The following is a 20,009-nucleotide window of genomic DNA, read 5'->3' on the forward strand; positions in this document are numbered from 1 at the left end:
TGGGCGATGGACTTCGTTCACGACCAACTCGCAACGGGTAAGAAACTGCGCGTGCTGACGGTGGTCGACACCTTCTCGCGCTACGTGCCGGTGCTTGATCCACGTCATAGCTATAGAGGCGAAGACGTTGTGCAAACCCTTGAACGGGTGTGCCAAAAAGCCGGCTATCCGAAAACGATCCGTGTCGACCAAGGGACCGAGTTCGTGTCGCGCGACTTGGACCTGCGGGCCTATTCCAAGGGTGTGACGTTGGACTTCTCACGCCCCGGCAAGCCGACTGATAATGCTTTCATCGAAGCGTTCAATGGCCGCTTCCGTGCAGAATGCCTGAACCAGCATTGGTTCCTGACCCTTGCGGATGCCCGCGAAAAGATGGAGGATTGGCGTAGATACTACAATGAGGAAAGACCTCATGGTGCGATCGGCAACAAGGTGCCGATCTCGTTGGTGAATTCGGGAGGCGCAACCAGCCCGCCTCCCTGAATGAAGCCGGAAAACTCTAGCATCCGGTGGTCCAACGTTTGGGAGCGGTTCAGAAATTCTCAGTGGCAGGTCAGACGCCGGATGAAAATTCGGTGACAGGTCATTTGAAGGCCAACCACCTACCTTCCTGCCGAACACTGGCAGACCAGAAAACAAGGGGCGCAGCCAATACACGTCGCTTGATCAGTGCTTGTGAGATACGCCGGAGCCAAAGAGGAGCCGTAGTGAGTAGTGAACGCACTGTCATGCAGGTTCCTCCATGTCGCCCCCCCCCCCCGCGCCAAGAACGCTAGGGCACACCCCCGGATTGCTTGATTGCTGGGCAGATTAGCGAAGAATTCCGCCCTATATGAGCCGTTTCAACCGCACTTAAACGCGCGCTACATCTGAATAGGTCTTAATTGTTGTTAAGCCATTATCGACCAGGCCAGTTCCCGCCTCGGCGAGCTTTTGGAGGTTGTCGAAGCCAAATCGATGTACGTCGCGGAGCGTCTTCGAGAGTACTACGAGCCGCCCCGCCGTGAGTAATATCCGACCGAATCCCTCATGGTTCACAGTCAACACCGGTGACGCCATCAGTCCGGACTGCTCCTCTATAGCAAGTGCTACGGCGGCATAGAAGATCTCAAGCCGCCACTGCACCTCTAGGTCAGGTCCCCCGATGAGAGGAATCGCCCTACGCTGCTGCCTCGTCACGATGAAATCACAGAGCAAATCGGTGTCCGATTTCTCTTGCCACAATTCAAAGGTGTCTTGAGCACGCATCAGACGCAAGAGGCACTTAATGAAAGGCGTGGCGAGAGCATCTTTCTCATCTAATCGAGCATTGTTGGGGACAGGGGTGACGTTTGACATCAGTTAAAATCCTCCTGAGTGTTGGATGCGGTTTGACTAAGGGCCACACCCGCTTCCGGTAACACCATCCCTTAAAATGGTGCGGCAGATGGGACCTGTGGCGACGCAACTTGGCCCGGACGAATGACATGGCCCCTCGAAACGGGGCGGCCGCAACAACAACGGCAAGCGGCGGGCAACGCTGGCGGGCTTGACGAAAAGCGCTTCACAAGCGAGATTCCCGTCGCGATAGTCCAGTGGCGGTAGGTTTCGCCGCGAACTCCACCCTCAACCAACCTATTCGCCGCCAGGTGTAAAACCGTGTCTCGGGCTTTCGAATTGAGGATCAGGCGGGGGGTGGAATCAGCTTTTCGAGGTCGACAAGGACAGTGAGAGTATCTTGAGAGGCCGTGTACTTGCCGATACCCCCTTTTCCGTGCGAACTGATGCAGACCTGCCATGTATTTTCCCTTCAAGGTTCAAATCGACTTCGACCGGACGCCACACGTTCCACCAGGCGATTGCCCGCCGCGTAGTTCTGGGAGTTCAAGACTCATGCCAGTCTCCTCCGCTGAGGTTCGGAACACGGCATCTGTATTGTTTCCAGCTTCTTAGCTAGCCCATGAAGAATTGATCGAGGACAACGTTGTCGTGAACCGGACAAGACGCGGTGGGGATCGAAGAAATGGCATCCCGGTGCAGCGGCGGAAGCCTATTCTCCGGCCACGTCAGCAACAAATGACACCCGCCGAAGCCGCTCCGCTCTCAATTCGCGGATTGGGCGCAATGTCCGGCCGCTTGCCGAGGTGCAGCCGGTCGATCTTCTTTGCTTGGCGATCACAGCGCCTCCCAGTGATGGACTCCGAGACCCGCATGCATCACTGGCTGGAGCTCCCTTCCTCGACAGTTAGCGCCGTCATTTGGGGGAATGCCGCGGGCAAATGGAATGCGGCATAGGCCCCCGCGACGCCGGCGACAGCTCAACAACGCTCTGAATTTCCACAGTGAACGGCTGTTAGACGTAGCCGGCAAAGGGGAAGCTCACGAAGATCAGATGGCCCTTCAGGGCCGGGTCCTGGTCCGATGCCCACCGGATCGACCGGCCGCAAGGTTTTAGGACCGTTTCAACAACCAGCCCCTGGGCGCCTCGGCGGCGTGTATCTTAAGTTGCCGGCGTGCGTCGGCCGCGTTCACTCTCTATCCGCACCAGAACACGGCACCCGGGGGATCATGCTGCCGGCACGACCTAGCTGGCCGGTACCGTCGGCGCCGGCAAGAGGATGACTGTGGCAGCGGCCGTCATGGAGCAGTGCTGCCTCGGTGTGACCGCTGAGGCGATACTCGCTGTTTCCGGTCATTGCTTAGCACAGGCCGGAAAAGCGTTTCTGGTACCTTAGCGAACGCTCGCGATTTTAGCAGGGACAACGGGACCTGGCGGCAAGCGGACCCCAAACAAGTGCGAAGCAAACCGAATCTTTGGCAACCTCAAAGAGGGTGGAGTCGATACCCTGGGGGTCAAGCGCCCGCGTCGTCGCGGAGCATTGGGCGCGAGGGGTTTGCGGATTCTCGATACGTGATTGGCACATCAGTCGGACCTCAGCCGATCTTCGTGCAAAAGGATCCTTTAAAAATGGGCCCCTTAACGCGTGCCTTGGCATGCTTGCTTGCTGACGAAGTTTAGGTTGAGAATTGAACACCGCTAGTTATTCGCAGGATTGCTCGGCAAACGAACGAGGCGGGGTGGCGTTCCAAGCATGAGCTGGGACAGATAGGGAATGTCGCGCACGCTCCAGCGAACTGCTAGTGCTACGGCAATGATCATCGTCCCGAGAATTCCCGCCGCGCCAGACCTCATTGTGGGAGCCCATTGTTCTCCGTATTGTATCAAATCCATGAGACGGAATACCGTAGCCTGCACCAGGTACAACACGAGCGTGCTCTGCCCCACTTCCACGGCGATAAAGCGAACCACCCGGTTCGAGCGTCCAATTTTCCAGGATTGAAGCAGAATCTCGATCATCACTGCAGAGGCCACTGTCGAGCCAAAAAACATCAGAAGGATATCTTTTGCCGACTGCAGATCCTGGATTAAGGCGAGATTGTTGTAGACATAGGTGTCCTCGCGCCACGCCATGAAGCACAAGCTAGCCGCGATAGAGGCGGACATCATCAGGAGTGGCTTATGATACCGCATTATGCTCGTCCACCAATCTCTCGACTGCGCAAATGAAAATCCCATGCAGAAAAAGGGATAGGTGTACTTTATGAGAGGGAATATAGAAAACGTCACGGGGGCAACTGCGACCAGTATGGATGAGACAAGCAAAGAGCGTGCCGACCCGGAGTTGAAGATCGAAATAAGTTTGACCAAAAGAAAAGAAGCAAACGCAGCCCAGATGAACCAGTATGTGCCGACGAAATCGTGCATGAATTGCAACAGGTTGCCAGGTGCGTCCGGCGGCCGGGGAAACATGAGCAATTTGACTGCCTCCAAAAGGGTGCACCAGAACAGCGTCGGCACCAGGAGCTGCAGCGCGCGATCACCGATGGCTTGCCTGAACGATTTGCCTAGTAGCCCTGATCTAGAGAGATATCCGCTTATCGCCATAAAGAGAGGCATGTGAAACATGTAGATCGATTTGAAGCATGCCGAATCCCAGAAGCCATCACCCTCGTAAAAGATATATTGTATCAGGTGACCGAAAATCACCAAGACAATGAGTATTCCTTTGGCGAAGTCTAAAGCTAGATCGCGATCGTCGGCCTCTGGCGCCTCAGGCACTGTCTTTCCACCTACAATTCTTGCTCGCATTCTCAACATCTCACGATGCCTACGGGAGCCTTTGAAAGCGGCATTTTCCAACCTCTCGTTCATCATGCAGGCTAATCCAGCTTCCGATCAGCGCTCCGACTTCGGCATGCTGAACGACGGCCAACGGTCATACAATTTGCCTGGGTTCCAAGTTCACAGGGCGACCGTGGCGACTTAGGCCCAGTAGCCGTTTTCGGCGTGTCCATTGGCTGTTTTTCGCCGCAACGTACGCCCCGCCTAAACTCGCTGCCGCGCAACTGCTTGGGCTGCCACGTCGTCGAAATCTTCTAACGGACATTTGCGCGTATGCAAGTAGCGCTGCTTGACTCTGCACTCGGCTATTGTTGCGATTGCATATGATTCTCCATGCCAAACTTGCGCGACACCGTATCAAAAGAACATATTGCCGATTCAATGGCTCCTAGCCGCTGTGGGTATCGTCTATCACCTACCGGCGCTTGGGTGTGGATCGGCACCCCAGCGCAACCCCCCAGACGCTGGAGATTTGCTCCATTAGATCCGCCGCCCAACGTGTCCTATATGGCAGCCTCACCATTGTAAAATTCATGCTCCTAATGACACGCATCTGCGGTATGGATGAGTATCGCGGACCCTTGACAACCTTGAGCGGAAGGTCGGTGAGTATCGCGATACACGAGGCTTTGGCCGCGATCGCCGCCGTTTTGGATCGCCGCCAATGATAGCTGGACGTTGGGCTGCCATTGTCGATCCGTATGCGACGTTTGTCGATACGTCAGAGACGACCGTGGTCCCAATCCGTAGGAAGATCGCAGTAAGCGTCAAGATATGCGGGATGCAACGGCGAGTGTCTGGGGATGCGCTCCCCTGTCAAGGTCGAGACCCCCTCCTCGATCAGTGGCTTTCCCTTTTTGGGATACCTCTCCTTCGGTGGCGAAAGAATGAAACCGGGCTGGATATGTCGCTGGTCATTTCGCGCGATTCAAATTGGCGCAGACTTTGCGGCTCGCTTGACGCGACGATCCCCCTGAGCTGAAGAAGGCCGGCCGCAATAGCGCCGAGCATTGGCGCACATATATAAAGCCAGAGTTGAGAGAGTGCCGCCCCTCCTGCGAAAAGTGCTGGGCCGATCGATCGTGCTGGATTCACAGAAGAACCCGAAACGGTGATACCGCCAAGGTGGATCGCAACTAAGGCAAGTCCAATCGCCAATCGTGCAACAGCGCCGCGTCCAGCCGTGCATTTGAGGAATACAGTTACGAACAGGAACGTGGCGATAAACTCGAATAGGAACGCAGCTCTCCATCCGTAGACTACCCAGCCGGTTTGGGCGAAACCTTCTAGGGTGATATCGTAACCGCCGACCTTGTTCATAGCGATAAGGTAGAGCGTGCCTGCCGCCGCGATAGCTCCTGCACATTGGGCGGAGACATACGCGAGAAAGTCCCACACTCTCAATCGGCGCGACACGAGGAAACCCAGGCTGACCGCCGGATTGAGATGCGCGCCCGAGACTGGGCCAATCGTGTAGGCCATTGCAACCACGGTCGTCCCGAAGGCTAAAGCGACACCCAACAGGCCCACCTCTTGACGCATATAAAGCAATGTGCCGCAGCCGAGGAAGACAAGTGTGAAGGTCCCGAAGAATTCGCAAACATACTTTTTCATTTTTCACTCCATTGATTTGACCCCACGTACTTTTCGGTGTCATCCTCGTGCCGCCAAGCGTTCCGCATGCACCGAACCAATCATCGTGTCAGGTCCCGAAAACCTCCGTAGTTGACTTCAATTGCGTCCTTGTCCGACGAGATCGGCATCAGAGCCTATGGTCAACCAGCGTCACCGATCACCAGCAAACGTCGTACCAAATGAAATATGTTGCGCATCACAGCGATCGCTCTGATGACGTTCGGTCTTATGTTCGAAAGTGCCGTGAACAGGATAGGCAGGCGAACCGTACCGAGACGTATGGACCCGAGCTGGGCTACGAACAAATCGCCAAGCAGCCCATCCTCAAATTATCGAAACAACGACCCTCTTCATGGCTCCAAGCGGAAGGTGGTGCAAAGCAGGAACCAGGACAAGGGTTGATAAGACCGCCAGGGACGTTCACGAGAAGTCGAGTAACGCCCCTTAGCCACGAACAGGCACATGATCCTTGGCGCGATTTGAAGTCCACGTGAATTCCCTTGTCCCCAGCGCAACCGTCGACATTTCTCGCAAATGTCGGGCATCCGCCACTTTTGTCAGGTTTGTCGTGATTGGAACGTTTTGTTCGCCGGTCTCTCCGTCAAATACACATCAACCTGCCCTCAACCCGCCCATTGATAAAAGAAAATCATCTTCTTGGCGCGTCGGAGCAGTTGGCATGGTGTTTGCTGATCCCTGGTTACAAGCGGCAGAAAGCAGTCTGCATGATGCCGGTTCATGAAACGAACGGAACGGAGGCCACCTGACCGTTCGTCATCGGATCCGCGTTCTACCAAGCGGCCATGCATCCGCCGGCGGAAGGGTCAATCCCGATGTCACAGCTTGCAACCAACTCAAAGAGAAGGAAAATGCAATGACCAAGATTTCCGAAAGATCATTTGAAACGATCGAAAACCCGGGGTCATCGCCGCTCAAGGTGCCAGATCAGTTCGGCGCATCCGTTGAAAAGGGGAACAAGCAGGTGACAGAGGCTCTTTTGAAATTTGCGTCCGGCGCTGAAGCGACACAGAAAATGCTGCCTCCGATCCTCGAAACGACAAGTCTATTCGGCAACGAATTGTGGTGGAAGACGATCGCTGCACTGCAAGCCGACGCCGAGGCCGGCTTCTCACATTTGCAAGCTTTGCTGGGCGCGAATTCGCCGTCGCAGATCCTCGAACAGCAGTCGACCTTTTTCCGCAAGCGCGTTGAGACAAGTTTGCAGCACGCCAAGGAAGTCCGGGAGCTCTCAAGCAGGGCGGTGGAGGAAATCTCAAAGCCGGTCAAGGATGCTTTTGACAAGGTCCTGACGAACCCCAAAGCGACGTAAAGTAGACTCGGCACTAAGATCAGGGCTGGACGAATCATGATCGGAGCCGCTTTCGAGGAGACAACATTATGCGGCCGACTGATGTTTCATCTGTTCGCGGCGCTGGCGAATTCCGGCGTGATCTGGTCAGAGAGCGGACCCGTGCCGGCCCGGAGGAACGTGGTAGGCGCGGCGGCGGCCGCCGCTGATAAGCTTGCCAGGGCCTCATCTGGTGGCTGGCCACAAAGTGCGCGAGGCCATCGCACCTTACGAGGCTCTTAGATGGTTACATGTGGGGGATAGTAAAATGATTGTAGCTGTTCCAAATAGCGGGGCGTCACGGATTAACCAATCCGGTGTAGAAGCATTACGAGAATTTCCTAACTTTCCGATAGGCGGGATCTTGTTCAAGGATATAGCGCCTATGCTGGCTGGTAGAGGTGCATTGGGCGAAGTCGTTTCTACCGTCGCAAGCCAAGTGTCGGGAACAGAAATCGATGCCATTTTGGCGGTTGATGCGCGTGGTTTCATCTTGGGCGCCTCATTGGCTGATAGGCTCGGTTGCGGTTTCATCATGGTAAGGAAACCCGGTAAACTGCCGGGGGACGTCCTCTCATTTGAATACAGCTGTGAATACTGCTCCGGAACCCTGGAGGTAACTGCCGGCCTCATCGGTGACGGCCTGCGATGCCTGATTGCTGATGACCTTCTAGCGACGGGTGGCACTGCTCGGGCGACTGGGAATTTTGTCAAGTCCCAAGGCGGAGAGATCGCCGGATACGCATTCATACTCGAAATCGAAGTTTTGAAAGGCAGGCGTCAATTGGACGACGCACCAGTGATCAGTGCGATGACGTGCTAGCGCAGCAACATAGACGTAAGGAGGCAAGCGCATGAATACCCCTGATTGGCTTTCGACACCGCAGGACGTGCATGTAGCCAGTCAGACGCTACAGGCCCTCGTCACAAGTGAACTTTCGAAACGAGTCGTCTCGGAAAACGAAATTAAAACGATCTATCTGTTTCTAACCCGCAAGTGCAATTTGGGATGCCACCACTGTTATATCGCAGGCGTCGGGCCCAAGGCCAAGGGCATTGATTTCAACCTGGAGGCGATCCAAGGACTGATCGAGCAAGCACTACCCAATGGGCTGCGCAAGGTTAAGGTTTCCGGGGGTGAACCGATGGTTCACAAGGAATTCATGGCAGTCATGGAATATCTCGCATCCTGTGGGCTGAAGGAGCTGGTTTTCGAGACGAATGGAACCCTCTTTGACGAGTTCACGATCGAGCAGCTAAGTAGGCTCCCCAATTTGACGGTCTTCATCAGCCTCGACCATTTCGACCCAGAGGCGCACGACGCTTTCAGAGCAAAATCGGGTGCGTTCGCCAAGACTGCGATTGTCCTGCAGCGGCTTGGAAAAACTGACATCTCTACGGTGGTAACGACGACTGCCTATCGCAACAACTATGACAAGGTGATTTCGATTATAGATTTGGTGCTCGGCTGGGGCATCAAGAAGCATCGGACGCTGCTCAACATACATCCGATGGGCAACGCGCGCAGCCATGAGGACAATGCGATAAGCTTGGAGGAATGCAAGCTACTGATAGGCGATCTTTTGAAATCTCCCCATTTTGAGAGTGGCGCTGCATACATGACTCTGCCGCCGGCTCTGATGCCTCTCAAGTATCTGAACGGCGTGCATACTTGCGGTTGGGGCGACAACGTACTGGGCATACTGTCGAACGGACAAGTTTCGATGTGCAGTGCCTCCTACGATGATCCGGAAATGATCGCCGGCAATGCCTTCGAAATGCCCTTGATGGAAATCTGGCGCAACAGCCCGTTCTTCCATGAGCTACGCGAGGTGGTGAGTGGCGAGGTTAAGGGCGTCTGCGGCAACTGCGTGTTTTATCCAGTCTGTCGCGGCGTCTGCAAGATGAGTAGCTGGTCGCACTATGGTGAAAAGGACGCGCCCTATCCGCTGTGCCAGGAACTTTACAATAACGGAGGTTTTCCGGAGTACGCCCTGGTGGACCCGACGAAAGATTCCACCTACCGCCGCGGAGTTATAGCGAAAGAGCGTCGGCCCGCCGCCGAAGCTCCTGTCTATAACTTCTCGGAGGAAATCGCGGCTGCTGCGCAACACACTCACTAACGCAGGAGGCGCGACGTAATAATTGCTGTGTCGACGACGTAATTTAACCAGGTCAACAAAAATAACGTGGAGGATTGAGGATGAGCAGAGCTTTCCGAGGTGCGGCGGGTGTGGCGCACACACTTGCGAACAACGCGATACGATCCGGCAACAAAGCAGCCGCCCAGCAAGCCCAGGTGATTTCTCGTCTTGCGGAAGGACTCGCCCGGCTGCAGGCGGGTTTGGATGACCAAGCTCAGCAATTGACGGCTGGCCTTGTAAAATTAGAGCAATCGCTAAAGGTGTCACGCAGATCGCAACGGTCGAAATCCGGCTCACTCGCTGCTAACGGCGAACTACAAGACTACTACGTTGATATAACCGCCTCGAAGAAATTTGGCAAAGCCAATTGGCCGCGCGCCGCCGATTCAGGTCTTGTAGGACGCCGCATTGGGCGAGGACCGGTTAGGATGACTGGTTCCGACACACAATCGGCAAAGGCGGTTACCGCCGCATTCGCCAAACTTCTCTCGGCTCAGGCACAATTGCTGCAGATACGCAGTGAAGTGGAAGACCTCAAGAAGGTTCAGAGGTAGCGGCAATGGCTAGTTCCCGACTGTTTGGCTACGCCGTTGACGAAGAGGATGGCAAGCTGGTAATCGTGATTGACGGATTGCTTGCCGAAAGTTGCATCCGGCAAATTCGGGACAGCGCCCAGACGGGCCGCGGTGGTGAACTCTTGTCGCGATTGCTGCCGGTAAGTTCGGTTTACAAGCTTATGTCTGGACAAGAGGAACGCGCTGAAGAAACGCTCAGCCTTGAACAGTTGCTTGGACAAAACGTCGACCAGAGTTTCGCTTCCTTCGAACAACAGTTCGCCGACCTGAGGCAGACACTAGCCGAATTCGGCAGCCCGGAAAGTTCGAAATAAATCACGCAGCCGTATCAGGAGTCTCCGCGATGCTTCGGTTGTCACCAGAAGACTCTATTTTGCTGATCACCTGCCGGGCCTACCTACGACCCGAGGATGAAGAGCGTTTGGTCCGTCTCTGCAAGGAGCCTGTCAACTGGCCCTATGTGGTATGGCGCGCCGAGCATAATCGGACGGTGCCGCTGCTTGAGAATCACTTGCGCCGCCTCGATTTGTTGACACTATTGCCTACTGAGGCGGCGCATTACGTTCAGTGCTGGACTGTCATGTCAAAGGTCAGGTCCGCACTCGAATTTCGCAATCTGCCAGAAATCATGGATGCGCTGGATCGGGCCGGCATCGCCTGGTTCCTGGTGAAGGGACCAGATCTCGCGCTTCTCCACTATCCCGATCCACTCCTACGGCCGATGACCGATCTCGACATCATGGTCAAGCCCGCTGACGCGCAGCGCGTGCAGCGGCTCATGTTCGATCTCGGCTACCGGCACGGTATTTTCGACCCTTCAAATGGCAACTGGCATCCGGAACGAAAGGAACTCGATGACGAAACCTTCCGCGAAAGCTATTCCTTGCCGGTGTTTGTAAGGATAGAATCCGTTGAATCTCCGTTCCCTGGTCCCGCGGTGCCACGCCAGCTGCGCTACCGCCACGTAAAGGGATACATCGATTCCGCGAAGAAGCTGCACATGCCCATCTTCATTGATATGCATGTAAATCTCTCCGTCGGCATCGATGTCGAAGACATATGGTCAGGCGTGCGTCTTGCAAACGGTCTAGGCCGCATATTGCAGGTCCAATCCGCGACTGGCGCCGTCTGGTTCCTTTCGGCCAGGCTTTATCACGAGGCCTTCCTTTATAATTCGCTTCGACTATTGATGTTCGGCGATCTTCATGCGGTTCTACACAAAGAAATGGCGAATATTAGCTGGGCGGAGGTCGCTGCGATAGGTTACAAATACGAGATGAGGCCGGCGTTATATTTCGTCCTGACGCAGATGAAGCGCATCTGTGGGATAGACATACCGTCCGAGTTCCTAGAGCTCATTCGACCTGATCAAACCGAGGTACCACTTCAACATGATTGGGGCGACGTGTTGCCCAAACTGCTGTCTATTCCCACTGTTAACGATCTTGAGCTGGCGTAAATATGGCGCCCGAGTCACCATATCGTACAGATCCTGCGGCGAACGACCTTCGTATCGCAGCAACCGAAACCTCTGCAAAGTTTGCGTCAACAGTCCATCGGGCCCTCACGCGGTCAGGAATAACGATCCTAAACACGCAGGTGTTCAGCAATGGCCAGATGGCTGTCACTCCGCGCGACGGCGGGCTTGGCGGAAATGTGGTGGTCGTGCAAACATTTCCTGACAGCGTTCATGATCGTCTTTTCGAGTTGTTCCTAGCGCTTGGTGCCGTGCGGGCGCGGGGTCCCCGCACGATTACCGCTGTTCTTCCCTACCTCCCATATTCGCGTTCGGATCGCCCTGCCTTCGACGGCGGACCTGTACCGGTGCGAATCCTTGCGGGGATTATCGAAACGCTCGGTATAGATCGGCTGATAACTTTCGAACTCCATGTTCCTCAGCTGTGCGCCGCATTTGCCTGTCCTGTCGTCAATCTTCAGTTCGCTCCCGCCCTAGTTCGCCATCTCGGTTCTGCGGCCGTCGATGGCGACATGGTCGTTTCACCGGACTTCGGCGGAGCGAAGCGAGCTGAGCACTTGGCGGCCCTGCTCGGCTGCCCATTCGCTGTCATGCGCAAGCACCGCAGAGACGATGATGACTTTCGGGAGAGCGTCGAGATTCTGGGGGACGTTGCTGGCCGGACGATCATCCTGATTGACGACGAAATCAACAGTGGTCAGACGGCTTTTTCAGCCGCCGCACATCTCAAAGCGGCAGGCGCTCGCAAGATAACCCTTGCCGCAGCCCATGCCATATTCACGCCGTCGCTGAACGAAAACTGGGGACGGTCTCAGATCGACCGCATCGTTGTGACCGACAGCGTCGGACGTACCGACAATTTCCCCGACAGTGTCGAAGTAGTCTCGATCGGCAACGAAATTGCAGGCGCGCTGCAGGCACGCTGAGAAGCATTACCTGAAATCTAGCATCACGCGATTAACACGTGGATCGAGCGCCTGCTCGAATGCCTCTTGGGCGTTTGACGAGGGCCAAAGATTGACCTGCAGCACGTCGAAGCGTGCGGCATGTTCAACGATGGTTCGAATGGCATTTCTCACGTCGTCCGCGCTTTGGGCTATGGTGCCGATCAGTTCAATTTCCCGGTAATGCAGAAAGTTAGCGCCTACCGATAACAAATCGGACGTCGGAATCGATTGGTAGAGTACAATCCTGGCACCGCGTGACGCCGCAGCTATGGCCCCCTGAATGCCTCTGACACCGAAGCGCGTGCAAAAGATGCAGTCGAAGCCCCAGCCATCCGTTAATTTCTCGACGAGTTTCGGATCAGACAGAGAATGAACTGACCCCGTTGCATGGGCGCCGGTCGACATCACAGGCCCATGCGTTGCCACGTCGTCATCGAAAAGGTAAACGTCGCATCCTTTGGTTGTCAGAAGTATCGAATGGAGAAGGCCCATCGTGCCTCCGCCGATGACGGCCACAGTGTCTCCAGCCTTTGCACGCGCCCTATTTATGCCGCGTGCCACGCAGGCGACAGGTTCAACTAACGCGGCACGCTCGGGAGCCAAAAAGGAAGGTACGGAAAAAACCTGATAGGCGGGTACGCCCACAAAATTGGCCAATCCCCCCGGCCCCTGCGGCACCCCTCCTCTCGCTTTAGGATTTAAATATGCACAGTGGTTGTCCAGTCCGAGGCGGCAGGCACGACATTGGCCGCATCTGCGCATTAAAAGCACCGCAACGCGGTCTCCTACGCGCAGGCCATCCGGTACATCGTCCGGCAGAGACACGATCGTGCCTGACAACTCGTGCCCGCCCCAATAGGGGTAAGTCGGCTTGGCGCCCCGATAAACGCGTTGCTCCGGTGTGCAGAGTCCACACAACTCTATCCGCACACCGACTTCGGACGATACGGCGAGTGGAACCGACAATGTCCATTCTTCAACCTTGCGGGGGCAAGTAATTACGAGTCCACGAACCTCCATACGAGACCTCTCGCTCCCCGACACACCGACTATCCTAATATGTACACTTACTTGCATCCAGAATCTAGCCAACAACCACAGGCGGCAGTCAGAAAGCTGATGAAATCACGTGCCTTGCTGGCGGGCTTGCTTATGTCCTGGGTCTTGACAAGCTTCTCGGAGATATCGTCGGCGCAAACGGCAAAGGACGTTTCAAGCGGCAGAAGTGTTCCCTTGCGCAAGGAGCGACGAAACTATTGAAGGTAGAGTGGAGCGCTTGGGCCGCGTCAATGCCACCAGCCTCAAACACGAGCCGCGGTTTACCAGCCCGTTCTTCGATGCATCCTCATCTCTGCGAAGATGCCATGTCGCCTTCCCTCATCTGCCCGCGCGAACCCTCCTAAGAGCCTATCGCCACATCGTCCAAAGCTTCATCCTTCGTGGCGCACCGGTTCGAACCGAACAGACCAACAATCCGAGTCGCACCGAGAAGGATGACGGCAACTAGATCGGTAGTTGGGCGGCCGCAACATCAGAAAGGTCTCAGCGTTTGCTGGACGCGTGCCTGCGATGGCGGTGGTGGCAACGATCTTCTCTGGCTGCCCCAAGCGCGGGAGAGGCCATTCGACGCTAGCAAGAGTTCGCTCGAACCTGATATCCGTTACCGCAACGACTTCGCTGAGACCACCTCCCAGGCACCATTCTACGATGCCGGCGAACAAGGTCAGCGTTGCCTCGTGAACGGAACCATCTCCCCTCCCCTCCCCTCCACTCTTCGAGGTGTCGACGCAAAAGCGAGAACTCTAGACCATCAGGGGATTGGCGTTCAGGCGGCCCTTCGGGAGCAGAGACGGAAATACGTCTACCAGCATGGTCGGTCCCATCGCAGACAAATCGCGTGCACATCCTGCAAGTGGTCCAGCCGCGGTGACATCCAGGATGGCAGTCGGGGCGAGAGCGTCAACCCCATCTGCCTCGCACTCGTCGACTACTTCTACATCCCAAGTGCGAGTGGAAAAGATCCTCGCACGTAGCCTATGATCGTCCTGAAGCAGCTACGCTTCGTAGTAAATTTTTGGTGTCGAGATCGCGAATACCTGCATGAATTTCTCCGCCGCCGTTAGGCGCCGGGAACTCTGCACGAATTGGAATCGGGCGTCCGTTGTCGAATGCTTACGGTTTTGTGCGAGTGAGTCGCGGCAAGGGGATCACCGACTTTGCCGAGGTCTTCTGCTTTTCGTCTAAATCGCCGGGGCACATTTGTAGGATTCACAATAAAACACACCATGACCAATCGGTACCGCGGTCTTGCTAAGCTGCAGGATATAAACGGAAAAATCCATTTACTCTACGTTCCGGGTTTATCCACGTTAGCCTTTCGTTAACCTAAAACCCCTTGCTCAAAATGCAGAATCGGCTCTAATAGCTAGTGGCGGAACTTTAGCGGTTTCGCGAAAAGTTCCGCCACTTGCAGGAAATGGATTTTGAGATGGCGAAAACCGCAGCAAACACAGCGCCGGTCGTCGAAGGGTTGACCGCATTGATGGAGCGTCATGCTGACGCTCTCTCCAGCCAACTTCAAGCACATCATCTCAAGGTCTTCCCGCCGACGTCCGAAAAGGGCATTCGATCCTTTGCACCGTCAGAAGCCTCAAAATTGCTTGGCATCGGTGAGTCTTATCTTAGACAAACTGCTTCGGAAATGCCTGAACTGCACGTTAGTATGAGCCCTGGCGGTCGACGCACGTTCACGATCGAAGATATTCATTCAATCCGTAAGCACCTGGACCTGATTGGCCGCGGGAACCGGCGCTACCTGCCCCATCGTCGCACGGGGGAGCAGCTTCAAGTCGTCTCGGTGATGAATTTCAAAGGCGGCTCGGGCAAGACGACGACAGCCGCGCATCTGGCACAGTACCTGGCAATGCGTGGCTACCGGATTCTCGCGATTGATCTTGATCCCCAAGCAAGCCTTTCCGCACTCTTCGGCAGTCAGCCAGAAACTGACGTTGGTCCGAACGAAACACTCTATGGCGCCATCCGGTATGATGACGAGCAGGTCCCAATCGAGCAGGTTGTCCGAGGAACGTACATCCCGGATCTTCATCTAATTCCTGGCAATCTTGAACTGATGGAGTTTGAGCACGATACCCCGCGCGCGCTTATGAACCGGAAGGAAGGTGACACGCTTTTTTACGGTCGGATCAGTCAGGTCATCGAAGACATCGCGGACAACTACGATGTCGTCGTTATCGATTGCCCTCCCCAACTTGGCTATCTCACGCTTTCAGCTCTGACCGCCGCAACCTCGATCCTCGTCACCGTCCATCCCCAGATGTTGGATGTAATGTCGATGAACCAGTTTCTGGCGATGACCTCGAATCTCCTTCGGGAAATCGAGAACGCAGGCGCCCAGTTCAAGTTCAATTGGATGCGCTACCTCGTCACTCGTTTTGAACCGAGCGATGGCCCGCAGAACCAGATGGTGGGCTATCTGCGTTCGATCTTCGGCGAAAATGTCCTCAATTTTCCGATGCTCAAGACGACCGCCGTTTCGGACGCTGGCCTGACGAATCAAACCCTCTTTGAGGTTGAGCGCGGACAGTTCACGCGCTCGACCTATGATCGGGCCTTAGAGGCGATGAACGCCGTCAACGACGAGATCGAAACTCTAATCAAAAAAGCATGGGGTAGAACCACATGAGTCGGAAGCACCTCCTTGACGTCACCACGGACGCGCCCGACAGCTCATCAGCTGCTGAACACAGAGCGGCAAAGACTCGCTCCATGCCGCTTCTCGGCGTGACCAGAAAAGAACGAGATCCAGCGACGAAGCTGACTGCAAACATCGGTAACGCGTTGCGCGAGCAAAATGATCGTCTTGGTCGTGCCGAGGAGATCGAGCGGCGTCTCGCCGAAGGTCAGGCCGTGGTTGAACTGAACGCGTCGTCAATCGAGCCGTCCTTCGTTCAGGATCGCATGCAAGGTGATATCGAAGGACTTCTTGCATCCATCCGCGAGCAAGGACAGCAGGTCCCAATCCTTGTGAGACCTCATCCCGTTAAACCCGCGCACTACCAAGTTGCCTTTGGACACCGCCGGCTGCGCGCCGTTTCGGAGCTAGGACTGCCGGTCAAGGCGGTTGTTCGAGACTTGACGGACGAGCAGTTGGTTGTCGCACAGGGTCAGGAAAACAATGAGCGCGAAGACCTCACCTTCATCGAAAAGGCACGTTTCGCACACAAGCTAAACAAGCAGTTTCCACGAGAAATCGTCATCGCGGCTATGTCAATCGATAAAAGCAACTTGTCGAAGATGCTCCTGCTTGTTGACGCCCTCCCCTCTGAATTGATCGATGCCATCGGCGCCGCTCCAGGCGTTGGACGCCCAAGTTGGCAGCAATTGGCAGAGCTGGTTGAGAAAGCATCGCCTCCGGCAGGCGCTGCGAAATATGCTGCCTCGGAGGAGGTGCAGGCGCTGCCGTCGTCGGAACGGTTCAAGGCAGTGATCGACCATCTGAAACCGCGTCGGACTGCGCGCGGGTTGCCAGACGTCCTGTCGACCCCCGATGGCGACAGGCTTGCGCAGGTCACGCAGAGCAAGAGCAAGCTAGAAATTACCATTGACAGGAAAGCCACGCCGGATTTCGCGGCTTTCGTACTCGAGCATTTGCCGGCGCTTTACCAGGAGCATCGCGCAAAGCATCAACGGAAACAGGGAGTGTAACCCGCAAAAGAAAAGAGCTCCCTCAACGTCGCCGTCGTGGAAGCCCTTCTGTCTCTGTAGCAAGAACAGAATCGCATTTCCTCGAATCCTCGTCAAGAGTCTTTGGCGCCGTTTTGGTGAGCGAATTTCCTTTGCCTGCTGAAAGGTGAGAGACAATGCAGTCGGGGAATGTAGCGACGCCGTTCGGGCGGCGGCCAATGACGCTTGCGCTCGTGCGGCGCCAGGCGGCAATGGAAATCAAGCATGGAAAAGCTGCCGATAAGTGGAAAGTGTTGAGAGACGCTTCCGCCGCGATGGAACTGCTCAAGATCCAGTCGAACAGTCTGGCTGTTCTTGACGCACTTTTGAGTTTTTATCCTGACAATGAGTTGCGTCAGGATGCACAATTGATTGTCTTCCCCTCGAATGCCCAACTGGCGCTTCGGGCGCATGCAATGGCGGGCGCAACGTTGCGGCGGCATATTGCCATTCTGGTGGAGTCGGGGTTGATCGTCCGTAAGGATAGCGCCAATGGCAAGCGCTTCGCCCGCAAGGGCGACGATGGCCAGATCGAGAATGCTTTTGGCTTCGACCTGTCGCCCCTCCTGGCGCGATCGGAAGAGTTGGCGATGTTGGCGCAAAGAGTGGCGGCCGAGAGAGCCTCGCTCAGGAAAGCCAAAGAGAGCCTTACAATTTGCCGGCGGGATGTTCGCAAACTTATTACTGCTGCAATGGTCGAGGGCGCCGACGGCGATTGGAAGACGACCGAGGACATCTACATTGCGCTCGCGAGCAGAATTCCGCGCGTTCCGACCCTTGAAGGGGTCACTAGCGTTCTCAATGAAATGGAGATGCTCCGTGAGGAAGTGCTTAATCGTTTGGAAAACCTCGAGAATGCTGAAAAAATTAGCACCAATGCTGCTCATATCGAGCAGCACATACAGAATTCAAAACCCGAATCCGTAAATGAATCTGAACCACGCTCCGAAAAGGAGCAGGGGGCAAAGGCGAGCTTGAGCCTTCAGCCGAAGAATGAATCGCAAAGGGCGTTCCCCTTGGGATTGGTGCTCAAGGCGTGCCCGATGATCAGCGACTATGCACCGCGCGGCGTGGGAAGCTGGCGAGATCTGATGTCTGCCGCTGTGGTGGTTCGATCTATGCTGGGGGTAAGCCCTTCCGCCTACCAGGATGCCTGCGAGGCGCTAGGACCGGAGAATGCTGCGGTGGCAATTGCGTGCATCCTGGAAAGGGCTAACTTCATCAACTCTCCTGGAGGCTATCTGCGGGATCTAACGCGCCGAAGTGAGCGCGGTGAATTCTCGCTTGGCCCGATGATAATGGCGTTGTTGAAGGCCAACGGGCAAGGCGGTTTGAGGGCTGGGTAAGTGCGGCTGATCGTTATTCCTGCCGTTGAGGATTTCGGTTGTGGTCAGCTGACCACCAAGCTAACCTCTTGGAAAACACCAACTTTCAAAGGCGGCTTGTCGCAGGCATTGTGCCGGTTACCGTCTGGCTCCCGAGCCAAATGACGCCTCTTAGGGGAACAGTAGACCGTGATCTCAATACGAACGCGCCCAAGGTCGCGCACGAACAAGACCAGGAGCGAAGTCTTCGCACGAAATGGCAGCCGCCTTTCATCAATTCATTGGCACCGGCGCGGCAAATCGCAAGGCGGCCGGCTGTGCCGGCTAATCGCGAGTGGGCGATGGCGCCGCATGGATAGGACGCAATAGGAACAACTACCTGCTGCCATCCGCAGCGCCGGAATCTACGGGGCTGATTCGCGGCGGCACTTCCACAACACTGGGAGAATTCATCAACCGCTATCTTGGGCGAGGTGACGCAATGAGCCACTCGACCCTATGGTCTTTTGACCAGGCAAGAATGGCATTCGAGGTGAGTTTGGTGCCGTTGTCGGAGAGATCATTGCGAGTTTCGAGCGAGGCGACGACCGGAGATCGAGGTGTCCGGGGATCGCCGCGAGGCATTCTCGCGTCGCGTCATCGACGATGTTGAGCACGCGAAACCCCCTTCCGTAAGCGAACTTGCAGGCACGCGCGCACCGATCCTGGCCAACGCGAAGGCTCTGCCCGCTGGTCGCTGGATTTTGTTCGTGACCAAAAGCAAATGATCCAGTGGAACATTTCTCCACCGAACGACTGAGGCATATACCTATCTCGCAAGGCCCAGCCATCGGCACAGTATTTGAGTCCGTTGAAGAAGGTGATGGGTCCAGGCGGCTTGGAGGAGGCATAGCCGTTCCAGCCGCCGAGTTTGGCGACGATCCAAGCGGCCCAGGCGAGCGAAGCTTTGGGATGGGGATTGGATTGCAGCTTGGTCTTGCCCTTGAAGCGGCTTTCGAGGGCGGCGAGCGTGTTGATCTCGTGGGGACTGACTGCCAGGCTTGCCGGGTGAGGATCGCCGCCACTGCGGTCCTGCACGAGTTGGAGGACGATTGCCGCGGCCTTGGCGGCGATGGCGACGAGCTTTTCCAGCCGCGGCGCTAACTGCAATTGGCTGTCTTCGATCTTGAAGCCCTGCGTCTTCATCACCCGGAAGAACTGCTCGATCATCCAGCGCTGCTTGTACCAAGCGACGATCTGCCAGGCGTCAGTCGCACTGGAGAGCGCATGGGTGGTCAAGAGCAGCCAATGCAAGGGCTCGACACCGTCGGGTGCGTCCGGTTCGACGACCTCGACCCAACTGAGCCTAACCCCGTCGGGCAGCCCTTCTTCGCGCAGGTTTTGCGGTCGCCTGATCGTCGCCTGGCCGAAGCGCAGGCACAACGTTGCCTGCCGCGCCGGACGGTCGGCGCGCTCGCGCAGCTCGATCGTTTGGGTGTCGCAGAACCGAACTGTCTCTACGACATCACGCAGTTTAGAGCCGCCGATGAGTGCATGGTCATGCATGACGCGCGACAAAAGATCGAAGCGTTGGTCGGGCAGGCGCGCCCACATCATAAAGAAGTCGCCCTATTGCGCGACCTCGCGACCGGCGACCGGCGACCGGCGACCGGC

The 20,009-nt window shown here is 56.0% G+C and carries 15 protein-coding genes and 3 pseudogenes; 11 read left to right on the forward strand and 7 right to left on the reverse strand.

The window, feature by feature from the left end; all coding sequences use genetic code 11:
• Positions 1 to 483, forward strand: a pseudogene (locus tag MOV76_RS31020) (IS3-like element ISRel21 family transposase); the annotation flags it as partial.
• Between the two features lie 369 nt (positions 484 to 852).
• On the opposite strand, the gene MOV76_RS31025 reads toward MOV76_RS31020, so the two are convergent.
• From MOV76_RS31025 to MOV76_RS31035, 3 genes are all read right to left on the reverse strand, one after another.
• The gene (locus tag MOV76_RS31025) at positions 853 to 1,338 is read right to left on the reverse strand and encodes a NifX-associated nitrogen fixation protein (RefSeq protein WP_004677039.1); all 486 of its coding nucleotides are present in this window, start codon (positions 1,336 to 1,338) and stop codon (positions 853 to 855) included.
• A 1,678-nt stretch (positions 1,339 to 3,016) separates the two neighbouring features.
• A complete protein-coding gene (gene nolL, locus MOV76_RS31030) occupies positions 3,017 to 4,129 on the reverse strand; it encodes a nodulation factor fucose acetyltransferase NolL (protein ID WP_309506638.1) in 1,113 nt (370 codons plus the stop codon).
• A gap of 873 nt (positions 4,130 to 5,002) precedes the next feature.
• Positions 5,003 to 5,776: an aquaporin gene (locus tag MOV76_RS31035; protein ID WP_004677031.1), complete on the reverse strand. Its 774-nt coding sequence runs from the start codon at positions 5,774 to 5,776 to the stop codon at positions 5,003 to 5,005.
• 895 nt (positions 5,777 to 6,671) lie between these two features.
• Here MOV76_RS31035 and MOV76_RS31040 point away from each other — a divergent pair.
• The 7 genes from MOV76_RS31040 (at position 6,672) to prs (ending at position 12,267) form a co-directional block, all read left to right on the forward strand.
• A complete protein-coding gene (locus tag MOV76_RS31040; protein ID WP_018247122.1) occupies positions 6,672 to 7,127 on the forward strand; it encodes a phasin in 456 nt (151 codons plus the stop codon).
• 286 nt (positions 7,128 to 7,413) lie between these two features.
• Complete coding sequence (locus MOV76_RS31045; protein ID WP_004672710.1) at positions 7,414 to 7,968, forward strand: adenine phosphoribosyltransferase; 555 nt, start codon at positions 7,414 to 7,416, stop codon at positions 7,966 to 7,968.
• Between the two features lie 31 nt (positions 7,969 to 7,999).
• Positions 8,000 to 9,268, forward strand: coding sequence for a radical SAM/SPASM domain-containing protein (locus MOV76_RS31050; RefSeq protein ID WP_004672712.1), 1,269 nt, complete (start codon positions 8,000 to 8,002; stop codon positions 9,266 to 9,268).
• Positions 9,269 to 9,348: 80 nt separating this feature from the next.
• Positions 9,349 to 9,843, forward strand: a complete 495-nt coding sequence (locus MOV76_RS31055; RefSeq protein WP_004672713.1) for a hypothetical protein — start codon at positions 9,349 to 9,351, stop codon at positions 9,841 to 9,843.
• Positions 9,844 to 9,848: 5 nt separating this feature from the next.
• Entirely contained in the window at positions 9,849 to 10,178 is a 330-nt protein-coding gene (locus MOV76_RS31060) for a hypothetical protein (RefSeq protein WP_004672714.1), read from the forward strand.
• A 29-nt stretch (positions 10,179 to 10,207) separates the two neighbouring features.
• Positions 10,208 to 11,323: a nucleotidyltransferase family protein gene (locus tag MOV76_RS31065; RefSeq protein ID WP_004672715.1), complete on the forward strand. Its 1,116-nt coding sequence runs from the start codon at positions 10,208 to 10,210 to the stop codon at positions 11,321 to 11,323.
• A gap of 2 nt (positions 11,324 to 11,325) precedes the next feature.
• Positions 11,326 to 12,267: a ribose-phosphate diphosphokinase gene (gene prs, locus MOV76_RS31070; RefSeq protein ID WP_011053499.1), complete on the forward strand. Its 942-nt coding sequence runs from the start codon at positions 11,326 to 11,328 to the stop codon at positions 12,265 to 12,267.
• A gap of 6 nt (positions 12,268 to 12,273) precedes the next feature.
• On the opposite strand, the gene MOV76_RS39900 is transcribed toward prs, so the two are convergent.
• Both MOV76_RS39900 and MOV76_RS31085 read right to left on the reverse strand, forming a co-directional pair.
• On the reverse strand, positions 12,274 to 13,365 hold the full coding sequence (locus MOV76_RS39900) for a medium chain dehydrogenase/reductase family protein (protein WP_309506636.1): 1,092 nt from the start codon (positions 13,363 to 13,365) through the stop codon (positions 12,274 to 12,276).
• A 353-nt stretch (positions 13,366 to 13,718) separates the two neighbouring features.
• A pseudogene (locus tag MOV76_RS31085) lies at positions 13,719 to 14,342 on the reverse strand (acyl-homoserine-lactone synthase).
• Between the two features lie 434 nt (positions 14,343 to 14,776).
• On the opposite strand from MOV76_RS31085, the gene repA reads away from it, so the two are divergent.
• From repA to repC, 3 genes are all read left to right on the forward strand, one after another.
• Positions 14,777 to 15,991, forward strand: coding sequence for a plasmid partitioning protein RepA (gene repA / locus MOV76_RS31090; RefSeq protein WP_011053501.1), 1,215 nt, complete (start codon positions 14,777 to 14,779; stop codon positions 15,989 to 15,991).
• Complete coding sequence (gene repB, locus MOV76_RS31095) at positions 15,988 to 17,013, forward strand: plasmid partitioning protein RepB (protein WP_004672729.1); 1,026 nt, start codon at positions 15,988 to 15,990, stop codon at positions 17,011 to 17,013. The genes repA and repB overlap by 4 nt, the downstream gene beginning before the upstream one ends.
• Positions 17,014 to 17,168: 155 nt before the next feature.
• Positions 17,169 to 18,377, forward strand: coding sequence for a plasmid replication protein RepC (gene repC, locus MOV76_RS31100; RefSeq protein WP_011053503.1), 1,209 nt, complete (start codon positions 17,169 to 17,171; stop codon positions 18,375 to 18,377).
• Between the two features lie 450 nt (positions 18,378 to 18,827).
• Here repC and MOV76_RS31105 read toward each other — a convergent pair.
• A pseudogene (locus tag MOV76_RS31105) lies at positions 18,828 to 19,039 on the reverse strand (IS3 family transposase); the annotation flags it as partial.
• Positions 18,993 to 19,952, reverse strand: a complete 960-nt coding sequence (locus MOV76_RS31110) for an IS4 family transposase (protein ID WP_011053283.1) — start codon at positions 19,950 to 19,952, stop codon at positions 18,993 to 18,995. The gene MOV76_RS31110 and the pseudogene MOV76_RS31105, both read right to left, overlap by 47 nt.
• Between the last annotated feature and the right edge of the window lie 57 nt (positions 19,953 to 20,009).

Source organism: Rhizobium sp. PRIMUS64, from assembly GCF_023006465.1.
Lineage (GTDB): Bacteria > Pseudomonadota > Alphaproteobacteria > Rhizobiales > Rhizobiaceae > Rhizobium > Rhizobium leguminosarum.

Bases quoted from the DNA above. Each gene is read 5' to 3' on its own strand.
- MOV76_RS31060 (WP_004672714.1), top strand. From the start codon at position 9,849: ATGGCTAGTTCCCGACTGTTTGGCTACGCCGTTGACGAAGAGGATGGC.
- repC (WP_011053503.1), top strand. From the start codon at position 17,169: ATGCAGTCGGGGAATGTAGCGACGCCGTTCGGGCGGCGGCCAATGACG.
- prs (WP_011053499.1), top strand. From the start codon at position 11,326: ATGGCGCCCGAGTCACCATATCGTACAGATCCTGCGGCGAACGACCTT.
- MOV76_RS31065 (WP_004672715.1), top strand. From the start codon at position 10,208: ATGCTTCGGTTGTCACCAGAAGACTCTATTTTGCTGATCACCTGCCGG.
- MOV76_RS31045 (WP_004672710.1), top strand. From the start codon at position 7,414: ATGATTGTAGCTGTTCCAAATAGCGGGGCGTCACGGATTAACCAATCC.
- MOV76_RS31055 (WP_004672713.1), top strand. From the start codon at position 9,349: ATGAGCAGAGCTTTCCGAGGTGCGGCGGGTGTGGCGCACACACTTGCG.
- MOV76_RS39900 (WP_309506636.1), bottom strand. From the start codon at position 13,365: ATGCAAGTAAGTGTACATATTAGGATAGTCGGTGTGTCGGGGAGCGAG.
- MOV76_RS31035 (WP_004677031.1), bottom strand. From the start codon at position 5,776: ATGAAAAAGTATGTTTGCGAATTCTTCGGGACCTTCACACTTGTCTTC.
- MOV76_RS31025 (WP_004677039.1), bottom strand. From the start codon at position 1,338: ATGTCAAACGTCACCCCTGTCCCCAACAATGCTCGATTAGATGAGAAA.
- MOV76_RS31050 (WP_004672712.1), top strand. From the start codon at position 8,000: ATGAATACCCCTGATTGGCTTTCGACACCGCAGGACGTGCATGTAGCC.
- MOV76_RS31040 (WP_018247122.1), top strand. From the start codon at position 6,672: ATGACCAAGATTTCCGAAAGATCATTTGAAACGATCGAAAACCCGGGG.
- repB (WP_004672729.1), top strand. From the start codon at position 15,988: ATGAGTCGGAAGCACCTCCTTGACGTCACCACGGACGCGCCCGACAGC.
- repA (WP_011053501.1), top strand. From the start codon at position 14,777: ATGGCGAAAACCGCAGCAAACACAGCGCCGGTCGTCGAAGGGTTGACC.
- MOV76_RS31110 (WP_011053283.1), bottom strand. From the start codon at position 19,952: ATGATGTGGGCGCGCCTGCCCGACCAACGCTTCGATCTTTTGTCGCGC.
- nolL (WP_309506638.1), bottom strand. From the start codon at position 4,129: ATGCGAGCAAGAATTGTAGGTGGAAAGACAGTGCCTGAGGCGCCAGAG.